10 protein-coding genes are annotated in these 11887 nt (G+C 49.1%); 6 read left to right on the plus strand and 4 right to left on the minus strand.

Going from position 1 to position 11887, the window contains the following annotated elements:
• Window positions 1–336: WG repeat-containing protein (locus tag ACUVQO_RS05585; protein ID WP_445924903.1), on the plus strand; the 336-nt coding region annotated here is incomplete at its 5' end.
• A 76-nt stretch (window positions 337–412) separates the two neighbouring features.
• Here ACUVQO_RS05585 and gor read toward each other — a convergent pair.
• From gor to ACUVQO_RS05605, 4 genes are all read right to left on the minus strand, one after another.
• Window positions 413–1774 carry a glutathione-disulfide reductase gene (gene gor / locus ACUVQO_RS05590; protein ID WP_445924904.1) on the minus strand — a complete coding sequence of 454 codons (1362 nt, stop codon included), beginning with the start codon at window positions 1772–1774 and terminating at the stop codon, window positions 413–415.
• A 132-nt stretch (window positions 1775–1906) separates the two neighbouring features.
• Window positions 1907–2467: a peroxiredoxin gene (locus tag ACUVQO_RS05595; protein ID WP_445924905.1), complete on the minus strand. Its 561-nt coding sequence runs from the start codon at window positions 2465–2467 to the stop codon at window positions 1907–1909.
• A 236-nt stretch (window positions 2468–2703) separates the two neighbouring features.
• Window positions 2704–4092, minus strand: coding sequence for a phosphomethylpyrimidine synthase (thiC, locus tag ACUVQO_RS05600; RefSeq protein WP_445924906.1), 1389 nt, complete (start codon window positions 4090–4092; stop codon window positions 2704–2706).
• Between the two features lie 305 nt (window positions 4093–4397).
• Window positions 4398–5558, minus strand: coding sequence for a WYL domain-containing protein (locus tag ACUVQO_RS05605; protein WP_445924907.1), 1161 nt, complete (start codon window positions 5556–5558; stop codon window positions 4398–4400).
• Window positions 5559–5746: 188 nt separating this feature from the next.
• On the opposite strand from ACUVQO_RS05605, the gene ACUVQO_RS05610 reads away from it, so the two are divergent.
• The 5 genes from ACUVQO_RS05610 to ACUVQO_RS05630 all read left to right on the plus strand — a co-directional run.
• The gene (locus ACUVQO_RS05610; RefSeq protein ID WP_445924908.1) at window positions 5747–8869 is read left to right on the plus strand and encodes a type III-B CRISPR-associated protein Cas10/Cmr2; all 3123 of its coding nucleotides are present in this window, start codon (window positions 5747–5749) and stop codon (window positions 8867–8869) included.
• A gap of 231 nt (window positions 8870–9100) precedes the next feature.
• Entirely contained in the window at window positions 9101–10240 is a 1140-nt protein-coding gene (locus ACUVQO_RS05615; protein ID WP_445924909.1) for a type III-B CRISPR module-associated Cmr3 family protein, read from the plus strand.
• 9 nt (window positions 10241–10249) lie between these two features.
• Window positions 10250–11167 carry a type III-B CRISPR module RAMP protein Cmr4 gene (cmr4, locus tag ACUVQO_RS05620; RefSeq protein ID WP_445924910.1) on the plus strand — a complete coding sequence of 306 codons (918 nt, stop codon included), beginning with the start codon at window positions 10250–10252 and terminating at the stop codon, window positions 11165–11167.
• A gap of 133 nt (window positions 11168–11300) precedes the next feature.
• Window positions 11301–11558 (plus strand): hypothetical protein, encoded by a 258-nt coding sequence (locus ACUVQO_RS05625; protein ID WP_445924911.1) that lies wholly within the window; start codon window positions 11301–11303, stop codon window positions 11556–11558.
• The coding region (locus ACUVQO_RS05630) for a hypothetical protein (protein ID WP_445924912.1) at window positions 11555–11887 on the plus strand (333 nt) is incomplete at its 3' end. The genes ACUVQO_RS05625 and ACUVQO_RS05630, both read left to right, overlap by 4 nt.

The following is an 11887-nucleotide window of genomic DNA, read 5'->3' on the forward strand; positions in this document are numbered from 1 at the left end:
CGTCAGGGAAGCCTGGTAATTCCTCCCCGCTTTGATTTTGCATCTGATTTTGCTCAAGGATTGGTTGCTGTGCAGATTAATGGCGAATGGGGTTATATCAATACTACTGAAAAAGTCGTCATTCATTCCCAATTTGATTACGTCGCTGATTTTTCAGAAGGACTGGCGGCAGTGCAAATGAATGGCAAATGGGGTTACATTAATCCTGCTGGTCAATCTGTGGTAGCCACGAAATTTGATAATGCAGGCCCCTTTTCTGAGGGATTAGCCAGAGTACAGGTGGCAGACAAATGGGGCTACATCAATCGGGAAACGCTGAAAAAGACTCAGGGATGAGATGTGAATTCATCATTTGTAGGGCTGTTCCGGTAAAACGGCTCTACAATGAAATATTGTCTGTGTGTTCGCTATTCTAACTTCTGGGAAACCGCAATGTGACGAACTCTTCAGCAGCAGTGGGGTGGATTCCCACTGTGGAATCGAAATCGGCTTTGGTGGCACCAGCTTTCAGCGCGATCGCAACCCCCTGAATAATTTCTGATGCATGATCGCCGACCATGTGCGCTCCAATCACTTTGTCAGTATTACCATCCACCAACAACTTCATCATCGTTTTCTCTTCCTTGCCCGCCAGGGTGTAATACATGGGCCGAAAGCGAGTGTAAAATACCTTCACCGCCTCCCCGTACTGTTCTCTGGCTTCTGCTTCAGTCAATCCCACAGTAGCGGCTTCTGGAGTTGTGAAAATTGCTGAAGGCACATTATCATAACTCATCACCCGAGATTTGCCTCCAAATACCGTATCAGCAAACGCGCGGCCCTCGTTAATCGCCACGGGAGTCAACTGAATCGTATCTGTGCAATCTCCCACTGCATAAATATTTGCTTCTGCAGTCTGGCTGTACTGATCAACCACGATCGCCCCATCATGCAACTGTACCCCGGTATTCTCCAAACCCAAATTTTGAATATTCGGCTTGCGGCCTACCGCTGCCAAGCTCACCACATCAGAAATCACCGTTTCTGCGGAATCCCCTGTTCCAACTGAAACAACGACTCCTTCCGGGGATTTCTCAATCGCAATCAGTCTCGAGTTGTTGAGTAAGCGAATGCCATGATGCACCATTCCTGCTTGAATCTCTGTTCTCAGATCATCATCAAATCCACGTAAGATTTTGTCTCCCCGAATTACCTGAGTCACCTCTGTACCCAGTCCATTCATGATGCATGCAAATTCACAACCAATATAACCACCACCAATGATTACGATGCGTTTCGGTTGCTCTTTCAGGTGAAACATCTCATTGGAGGTAATGGCGTGTTCAATGCCTAGAATGTTGGGTAAAAATGGTTTCCCTCCCACCGCAATCAGAACTTTATCTGCAGTCACCGTCTTGTCTCCCACCTCAATCGTGTGGGGATCGATAAAGCGAGCATGGCTGCGAAACACCTCTACCTTAGAGTTATCCAGCATTCGCTGATAAATTTTATTCAGGCGATCGACTTCCTTATTCACCGCCGTAATCATCGCTTCCCAATTCAGCGCACTCTTGACCTCGCTCCAACCGTAGCCTCGTGCTTCCTCAAAGAAATTAGGGAAACGAGAGGCATAAACCATCAATTTCTTGGGCACACATCCCCGATTGACACAAGTTCCTCCCAGGCGATCGTTCTCCGCAATTCCCACTCTGGCCCCATATTCTGCAGCCCGTCGAGCCGTAGCAATTCCACCAGAGCCAGCACCAATTACAAACAGGTCAAAATCGTAGGTCATGAGTCCCTCAAGTATCTTAAATGAAGTGCCCGGTGAGTCAGGGGATTGGGGATTAGGAGTTGAAGATTAGGCCGTAAGATACTATTCGATTATCCAGTTTAGTCTCCAATCTCCAACCCCCTATTTCTTTTCCTATGCTACGCCAGCAGTTTGGGGCTTCTTCACACTCTTCAAATAGGCCAGCATGGTGTCTGCATCAGAGACTTCAAACGGGTCAACGGGACAGTTGTCGAACTCATCAGCGGGTTCAATGAAGATTTTTTCAATCTTGCAGTCATCCACAACCATCGAATACCGCCAGGAACGCATGCCAAAGCCCAGATTAGATTTGTCTACTAGCATCCCCATCTTGCGGGTGAATTCCCCGTTACCATCGGGCAAAAGGAACACTCGCTGAGCACCTAACTGTTTGCCCCACTGGAACATGACGAAGGCATCATTTACGGAAAGACAAATAATTTCATCCACGCCCTGGGCTTTAATTTCGTCATACAGTTCTTCGTAGCGGGGCAGGTGAGTTGAAGAACAGGTAGGGGTAAAGGCTCCTGGCAATGCGAACAGGACAACCCGCTTGCCACCAAAGATCTCTTGAGTGGTGCGATCTTGCCAACGGAAGGGATTTGGCCCAGAGATGGATTCGTCTCGTACACGGGTTTTGAATACTACGTTGGGAACTCGTTCGATAACTGCCATGATGTCCTCATTTTGTTTGAACCTTATCCAAGTTTAGAACTGCCGCTTCGCTTATGAGGTCACGGTATTGGATGTGTGCGATCGCTGTCGCTAACCCTTACTCCATCGCAATCACCACATCGCTGGATTTGATGCCCTAACCCTCGCTACAATTCTCGCAAAACTTCGGTTTTACTGCACTGCGATCGCACACATCCAATAGACCAGGGACGTAGAGACGTCCCTGGTCTATATATCTACACGATGGGAGCGCTTTCCTGAGTTGCCGACTCCCTGGCCAGGAACTTCTCCAGTTCTGTTAAGGCATCCGCATCGACTTTGGTTTGCATGGGACAGAACTTTGGCCCACACATGGAGCAGAATTCAGCCGTTTTATAGATATCGGCGGGTAGAGTTTCGTCATGGTATTCCCGTGCCCGATCAGGATCCAGCGCCAACTCGAACTGCCGATTCCAGTCAAAGTTGTAGCGTGCCTTGGAGAGTTCATCATCGCGATCGCGGGCACCCGGACGATGACGGGCAATATCTGCCGCATGAGCCGCAATCTTGTAAGCAATCAAGCCATTTCGCACGTCTTCTGCATTGGGCAATCCCAGGTGTTCCTTCGGCGTGACGTAGCAAAGCATCGCTGTCCCGTACCATCCGGCCATCGCTGCCCCGATCGCACTGGTAATGTGGTCATAGCCAGGAGCAATATCCGTCACCAGTGGCCCCAGTACATAGAAAGGTGCTTCCGAACACTCTTTCATCTGTTTCCGGACGTTGAATTCAATTTGATCCATTGGGACGTGACCTGGGCCTTCGACCATCACCTGCACATCATGTTCCCAGGCTTTACGAGTCAGTTGTCCCAAGGTCTTCAGTTCCGCTAACTGAGCTTCATCCGAGGCATCGTGGGTGCAACCCGGACGCAGAGAATCCCCCAGACTGAAGGAGACATCGTACTTCTTGAAAATTTCGATAATGTCTCGGAAGTGGGTGTAAAGGGGATTTTGTTTGTGATGAGCCAGCATCCAGCGAGCCAGAATGCCGCCACCACGAGAGACAATGCCCGTAATCCGATTTCTCACCAGCGGCAAATGTTCCATCAAAATCCCGGCATGGATAGTCATGTAATCGACCCCTTGCTGGGCATGTTTTTCAATCACATGCAAGAAGTCATCTGGGGTCAGCTTTTCGATATTGCCATGCACACTTTCCAGGGCCTGATATACGGGAACGGTGCCGATCGGTACAGGCGAAGCTTGAATAATTGCCGTGCGAATCTCATCCAGGTTGCCGCCTCCGGTCGATAAGTCCATCACCGTATCGGCCCCATACTTCACGGCCAGTCGCAGCTTATCCACCTCTTCCTGCAGGTTAGAAGAATTGGGAGATGCGCCAATATTGGCATTTACCTTGCACTTGGAGGCAATCCCAATACACATCGGCTCCAGATTGGGGTGATTGATATTCGCCGGAATAATCATCCGTCCCCGTGCCACTTCCTCGCGAATTAACTCAGCAGGCAAATTTTCCCGTTGAGCAACGTAGTGCATCTCTTCTGTGATCATGCCTTGACGGGCATAGTGCATCTGAGACACATTCGCCTGCCCACGACGCTTGGCAATCCACTCTGTACGCATATGGTAGTTCCTCTGATAAACAGCTTCCCTCCGCCGGTATGACCCGGTCTCAGGTTCTAAGGGTGTGATCTCAGCCCTGAGAAATTTTGCATTTTGACTTTTGCATTTTGAATTAAATCTTGTCTAAGTCCAGAACCGAAACCAGTCTCAATCCAAAATCCAAAAGTCAATCCAAAATCGACAGGGCACCCCTAGCGTTAGATGGGATCATACCATTGGGACTTTCAGGAAAGATGAAGTGTTGGGAAAGTTGATAGTTGGGAAGAGGAGATCGGGCGCTTGTTAAATGGGCAATAAGGACAATTTCAACGATAAAGCTGTTCTAACTTCCTGGCATCCTCGCGATGTTTGGCAACCAGTTCGGCCGGAGCAAGCACTTTTGCCGCATGCGCAAAGCGATGCACCCAGCGGCTGAATTCATTGAGCGATCGCTCTGGTAAACGCACCCTAAAATCAACAAAGCGTGTGCCCTTGTGTTGGCCTTTGTGGAGCTTTTGGTTGGGGTGACGGCGATCGCCCTCCAAAATAAAGGCATCCACTGGCTCAAAAAAGCGCACCTTGACCTCAACCAATTTTCCCTGGCCAGTCAGTTCTAGCTGCTGCTGTTGCGGTGTTCCTAAATATAGCCCCCAGCCTCGCTGCAACAGCTTTTGTGCTACCTGTAATCGTTGATGCTGTAGGGTAATTTCTCGTCGGTTGTCCTCAAGTCTTTGAATCTTCTCACCAAAGCGATCGACCCGTTCAATTTCGAGGTGTTGATTGGATAAATGCTCAAACAGCAGATACCAGGCGGATTCTGAGTAGAGCAGTTGGAGTGGGTAGACTTGAATTCTCCCGACACCCGCCGTACCAAAGGGGTCGGCCAGTCGGTGCAGTTGTATCGGTTGCCCTTGCACAATTGCCGTCTCAACTTCCCCAATGCAGTGAAACAGCGTGTGTCGGTACTGTCCCTTAGCCATCATTTCCTCTGGATCAGAGTAAACAATTGTGCGATTGAGGTGCGATCGCACCGGATAAAACAACCGTCCTTGCAATTCCAGGTCTAGTCCCCGTAGCCGCTTCTCCAACCGGCGGCAGACCTGCCGGGTTTGAGGATCTCCCTGCGTCTGCGCCTGTGACTGAGCAGCCTGAAAAATAACCCGTAATTCTTCAAGGTTCATCACTCCTGTTCCCAGATAATAGCCCCAGCGATACATCCGCTGGTTGAGTACTCCATAGCGGCGCAATGTCACCAGATCTTTACGCAGGGTATGGGTCGAGTATTGGGGCAACGCTAGGCCCAACTCATTTGCTACCTTTTGCAGGTAGTGTTGCATCTCCAGCAGGGCATCATGGGTTTGTTCCGCAGCCTCATCGTAAGCAAACCCTCCCACCCCTGGATAGCGAATCAGGGTGGCCAAAAGTACCAGAAGCCGTTCAAATGCAGATAGTTCAGCGTAGGGGTGAGGGCTAGGCGGTTTTGGCATCGAATGTCAACAAAAAGACGATATTTAATCAGATACCTATAGAATGCCCCAGAAACAGCCTGTGGTGGTATCTATAAAAAGTAGAAAAAATCTTGATGAAATATTGGTAACTGCTTCGTGAAAACTGGGCAGTCTGGTTATAGTTGAACGGAAACAATTCCATCTGGCATTGTAAGGGAGAAGTGATTGTGCCTGAGAACTTCTGGCAAGCCAAAATCTGGGGATTACTGCATGACCCTGCCCTTAAAGCGTTATATGGTAATGCAGGACGGGGTGGAGAAGGGGATTGGCAGGAATTAGAGGTAATGGCTTCTTGGCTAAACGCCTTGAAAAAGGATCAGGAGGAAAACTCAACTGATCAGGATAAGATTTCCCCTAAGAAAAGTGGCAAAACCATCTTCAAATGGATTGCAGACTCAGATTTGATTACTTCTGCCAGCGATCGCTCTGCCATTGGTAGCATCAACAGTTCCATAGACTACGGAGAAAACGGGCTAGAAATTCGTCATCTACTCTCTGGAGCCAAGATTCCAGCCTGGAAGTTACCAGAGTCTGAGCATCAAGCGTTAATTCAGGCTGCCAAGCGTACCGAACACATTAGGGCTAAAGAGCAACAGCTATTTCCTAATTGGCTAAAGCAGGAAACAGACCCTAAAAAGGTCTTCTGGTGGCTATGGCGGTGTTTACCCAAAGCGGCTTGCCAAGCCTTTGACGATCCATCTCTACTCCTAATGCCTGCTGAAACCCGTATTCCTGACGGGTCGATCTGGAGCCATACCAGCATGACGGCGGCCCTCTGTGGTGCCTTAGCAGGCTATGACTTAACAGAAGAAGATATTACGGAACGGTGGTCAAAAGATAAGCCATTATCCCGTGCCTATCTGGCAACCTTTAGCTTTACCCCCGTACAAGAACTGATCAAGGCTAGCCGCAAAATGCGGGATTTTTGGGCGGGTTCGTGGATTTTGCACTACCTCTCAGCCAAGGTGTGTTGGGACTTAGCCCAAATTTATGGCCCCGACAGTTTCCTGTATCCCAGTTTGTTTCAGCAACCCCTCATTGACTATTGGCTCAGGGAAGAGTGGCCTGAGTTTGAAGATCTCATTGATCGCCCAACGGGCCAGCAACTCCTGACCGCTGGTTTTCCCAACGTGTTAGTGATGATTCTGCCGAAGGCTAAGGTGGCAGGGGCGATGCAAACCGCCAACCAATCCCTGAAGGCCGAATGGCGACGCTTGGGTCGGGAAGTGCTGAACCTACTGCAATCTGAACGGCATTGGATGCCCGGCTTACAGGAAACGGATTCTGCCTGGAATGGTTGGCTAGATGCCCACTGGCAAACCTACTGGGCGGCAGTAGCGATCGGCAAAGAAGACAATGAACTCAAAGATACAGGGATTTTGCGAAATCGGGAGTCCGATTGTGATCCCTGGGTAGACGCGCAAAATACTGCCTACAACCTAACAGAAGAAAAACGACTGTTTCAGAAAGAAGAACTAGACTTTTTGCGAGCCACATTTACCCCTAAGAAGCCAGGGGTGAATATTGGCTCCTGGTGGCCCTATGTGTTTGACCAAACCCGCTTTGCCCTCAGTTCAGTGAAAAATACCCGCACTTGGCAACTACCTACTGCCTTTGGGCCGCGATCGACCATCTCTGGCATTGGCCCCGTGGTTCACCCTGATAACCACGCCGACCAGCGAGATTGGCTGACGGAAGGCCATACCGCCAATCTCTGGGACAACCATGCCGGACTCTTTGACGGCATTGAAGAATTGAATGCTACAGAGGTCGTGAAGCGGGGCTTACACCGCATTCTCAAAGTATTACTGCCCCATTTCCCTGAACAATGGCGAGAAGCCTCCCATTCCCCGGACTTAACCTCTGGCGTGGCAGGGTGGTTGCGCCAACAAGAGGAAAAGGCAAAGCAGGGAGATCAGGAGGCACAGGAGAGAATTGATTATTTCCTGGATGCCTGTCATGACCTAAGTTGTTCTTTTCCCTGGACAACCCAAGGTGATGATGCCCCCGCTAACTTGCCCTGGGGTATTCCCTGGGTGAGAAAACACCATGAGGATTGGCCCAATCCTCGCTTGCTGAATGCGGGCTGGTTGATTGATGACTATGAACTATCAGGCAATCTATCCCGCGAAGACCAGATCAAGGCACGCAATAGCGAGCTACAACGCCTAAAGGAGCATATTTCAACTAAGTTTTCAGCCGGGAATAACCCCACCGATTGGTATGTGCTGGCAGCGGGGGATGGCGACAGCATGAGTGAGTGGCTCAAGGGTAGTTTGCTCATGTCTTATGACGACTATATCCCGGACGGCTTAAAACAAAAGGTGGCGCAATCTCGCCAAGAAGCAGGCGGGGTAGCAGAGACTTTTGTCAAGTTTTTAACTCAGAAAAAACGCATGGGGCCTGCGACTCATGCAGCCCTGTCTCGTGCGTTACTGGACTTCTCCAATCAACTGGTACCCTACCTGACCGAACAGCGTTATGCTGGACGGCTGATCTACGGTGGTGGCGATGATGTGTTAGCCTACACCAATCTGTGGGAGTGGGATAGCTGGCTCTGGGATGTGCGCCAGTGCTTCAAGGGTAGCCAAGATCCCCATAATGAGTTTGATGATACAGGGGATTATTGGCGGTGGAAGCAGGAAGAAAAGGGTGAGCCGCCCGAAAATGTTTCCCCTCGTCCGCTGTTTACGATGGGGAGTAAAGCCTCCATCAGTTTTGGAATTGTGATTGCCCATCATTCAGTGCCATTGGCGATCGCCCTGGAAAACCTTTGGGCTGCCGAAGAAGAAGCCAAAGATCATGTTTATGTTGATCTGCAGGAAACCAATCCTAAGAAGCGGAAGAAAAAGAAAGATGCGGTGCAGGTGCGGGTGCTGTATGGCAATGGCAATATTTTGAGGGCTACTAGCAAGTTTGAGGTGTTTAACCAGTGGCGCAAGCTCATCGATTTTCAGCAGCACCATCCTGAAATTGACCCAGCCCTATTTGAACAAGCCGCAGAGGTCTGGAGCCAGCATCCGGTGCCGATGCCAGAGGCAATTCCCACTTGGACGCAAGCTTTTTGCACTCGGCGAGATGCGCTGAGCAATGACCCCGAACTACGGGAGCAGTTCCGTCAGCATTTAGACAATCTCTTAAGGGATTTATGGCTCACAGCACAGCATGATGCTGACGAACGGAAGATGGCAGGGGAGCGCGATCGCCAAATTCAAGCCTGGCTGAAACTGGCTGCCTTTGTACTGCGGAAACGAAATATTACAATCAAATCCCCCCATCAGGAGGACTAACATGCCAGACCTATTAGCCCCCTCCAACAGATTACCCTCACCGATATTTCCTGGGAGTGACATGGGACGATTTTGAACTTGCTGGGCGATCGTCCAGTACGGGTGACTTATAGCGAGGGAGCCTTAGAACTGATGATTTTATGCGCTCCTCAGCCAAGTTGATGAAGCCAGCAATATTCGTCGGTTTCCGATTTGGGTACAGGAAAACCTCCTAGATAGAAATAAGGCGCTATGACTCCAAACACTGCTGAATTTTACTGGTACACGATCACTCCCCTAGACGTCCTGATGTTCCGGGATGCCAAACCCTTTACCCCAGGGGAACGTGCTTGGGCAAGCAGTACATTCCCACCCAATGCACATGCGATCGCGGGTGCATTGCGGGGACTTCTGAGCAAAACGATGGACGAGAAGCTGTCTTTCAAGATGAAGGGGCCATTTCTTTGTCATGACCAGGCCCTCTATTTTCCACGTCCATTGAATTATGCTGGGATTACGCCATTAGTGCCTCTGAGTTGGGATAATTCGCATCCGTTGAAAGGGCAGATGGTGTACGACACAAGCAAGCCGTGTCCGCTAGTCAAACCGTCCTGGGCACAGTTAAGCCCCAGTGATGAATCAGAGGATGAGGAAAAGCACTTAGGCGATTACCTGCCTTGGAACGTAATTTACAACTACGTGCAGACTGGTAAAATTGACCCTAAACAGTGGAAAGAGGGCACGAAAAAGCCCTGGAGTGTAGAGACGCGATCGCATAATGCGCTGGAAGTTGGAACACGTCAGGTCAAAGATGCGGATGGTTATTTTGTTGAAAATGCAATCCGCTTAAAGGATGGTTGGAGTTTGGCGATCGCCATCGATCAAAACATCACAACTCCTGTCACTCTACGCCTAGGCGGGGAAGGACATCGGGCTGTTCTGGAATCGTGTAATGCTCTAAGCGATCAGTGGAGCAAACTCTCGGCCATGTCTGACGAGAATCGCAAGCAGTCTCAAAAATGCATGGCCTACCTGATTACACCTGGCATTTTTGAACGGATTCGGCGCAAACAAACTGAAGAGAATGGCTATCGTGATATTGCCTACTGTCGTGCTTATCCCTGGGAATGGAAGTCAGATAATTTGGTCGGTGTAGCAACAGACAAACCTGTTCCCATCAGTTGTCGGATTCAGGATAAAAATGGCTCAAGTCAAAGTATTCCTGCACCCCAAGTTTTTGCTGCTCCTCCCGGTAGCGTCTATTACCTGAAGCAACCACAGCCGCTATACGCAGAAGAAGAGCCTACGGCAGGAGTAATAAGCAAAGCCCGCCTCAGGGCAAGGCGAATGCGGCAGCTTGGCTACTCAGAGTTATTGTGGATTCTCTACTAGGATAAAAAGATGAACTACTTGACCTATAGCTACCTATTAACGCCTCTCCATACTGGAGCTAGCTCTCAAGCTGGTAACTTGATGGGCATTGCCCGTGAAGCCCATACAGAGTTGCCCTATCTACCGTCCTCATCTCTACGTGGCAAAATTCGCTCTACTTTAGAAGCGATGCATCCTGATGAAGCGGGTGCTTTCTTTGGAGAGCGAATTAAGGATGGACAGCAACCAACAGAAGGCGAAGTTTGGTTTGCAGATGCCACTCTGCTGTTATTCCCAATTGCATCCTACAGTCACCAGTTTGTTTGGATTACTTGCCCTCTATGGCTGAACCGTTGGAATCGATGGTTACAGAATAAGGATTTACAGAAGCAGCTTGATGAATGGCGATCGCTGCTCGATAAAAAAGCAACGACTGGGGGTAAAAAAGCCATTTCTTCTATTTCTGACAATCCAATCTACTTGCAGGGAGCTTTGCTGAGTGCCAATGATATTCAGACAATTCCAACAAATGAAGATTATTGGGATTGTTTCCAAAAAATCCCTGATGGTAATGGCGTTCTTGATTTGAAAAACAGGCTGGTGGTTCTCTCAGATGATGATTGTGCAGCACTAGTTGAGATTGGACTCCAGCGTGAGGTTCGAGTTGCACTCAAGGAAGATGAAAAGACTGTCGCGGGTGGTTCATTCCGATCTGAAGAGGCAATTCCATCTGAAACTGTCTTGTTTTTTCCGTGGGGATTGAAGCCAGCTAAAGATAAGGAGAAGACCTCAAAAGTCCGTGAATCGCTCGTTACAGTCCTCAACAATCGCTTGCAGTTCGGCGGGCTAGAAGGTTTGGGGCGCGGCTGGACAGCCAACACAACCGTTGATTTGAATTCAAACAGGAGCAAAACAAACACTGAGCAGGAGGCAGTAGATAATGCTTAACCTAGACACACGAGACTTCAGCAAATTTGCTTATAAAGGCTTGGAAAAGGTTAAGAAATGCGTGGAGTCAGGAAACCATAAAAAAGCCACATCGGTTATACAAGGACTTCCTTCATATATTTCCACATGGGGTTTGTATCGACTGGCAGGAGATGGCATTAAGTACACCCAGGCAAAATCAGAAGACACCCAGTATAAGGGTCAGGTCTATCAGGAATTCTTAAAGGTCTTGAAAGATCTGAGTAATGTTGCCTTTGATCACAGCGATCCTAAAACTCTGATCCGCATGAATTTAACAGTCTACACAGGGTTAAATCGTCTGGCCATCGAATTGGCACGAGAATGGTCATTTTGGGCACCCACGATTCTAGGAGAGGCAGAAGACCTATGAAACCGAAGGATAATCGCAGCCCATCCAAAACACCCGCAGACGTCTGGTACGAGTTTATCCAAAAAGAACTCAAGCAAAACTCTAAGGTGGGTAAAGCGTTCGAAAAGGCTGTTTTTGCTGGATTTGAGAATAAAACCCTAAGCCTTTATTTTGAAGACGATAGCGCTGCCAAGGTCGCTAAAGGGCAGATTGTACCATTGAAGCAAAAGCTGCCTCCAGAATTACGCCCTTGCGATCGCATTGACTGTAAAGTTGGCAAATCTACCAACCCTTTGCAGTCACTCAACTTCGCTGACCTTGGAGATGATAGCAAAGGGAATGAGTTATCC

The sequence above is a fragment of the Leptodesmis sp. genome (assembly GCF_052746595.1).

What these genes read in the sequence shown, in the direction of transcription:
- thiC (WP_445924906.1), bottom strand. Translation starts at nt 4,092, where the DNA reads ATGCGTACAGAGTGGATTGCCAAGCGTCGTGGGCAGGCGAATGTGTCT.
- ACUVQO_RS05615 (WP_445924909.1), top strand. Translation starts at nt 9,101, where the DNA reads ATGACTCCAAACACTGCTGAATTTTACTGGTACACGATCACTCCCCTA.
- gor (WP_445924904.1), bottom strand. Translation starts at nt 1,774, where the DNA reads ATGACCTACGATTTTGACCTGTTTGTAATTGGTGCTGGCTCTGGTGGA.
- ACUVQO_RS05595 (WP_445924905.1), bottom strand. Translation starts at nt 2,467, where the DNA reads ATGGCAGTTATCGAACGAGTTCCCAACGTAGTATTCAAAACCCGTGTA.
- ACUVQO_RS05605 (WP_445924907.1), bottom strand. Translation starts at nt 5,558, where the DNA reads ATGCCAAAACCGCCTAGCCCTCACCCCTACGCTGAACTATCTGCATTT.
- cmr4 (WP_445924910.1), top strand. Translation starts at nt 10,250, where the DNA reads ATGAACTACTTGACCTATAGCTACCTATTAACGCCTCTCCATACTGGA.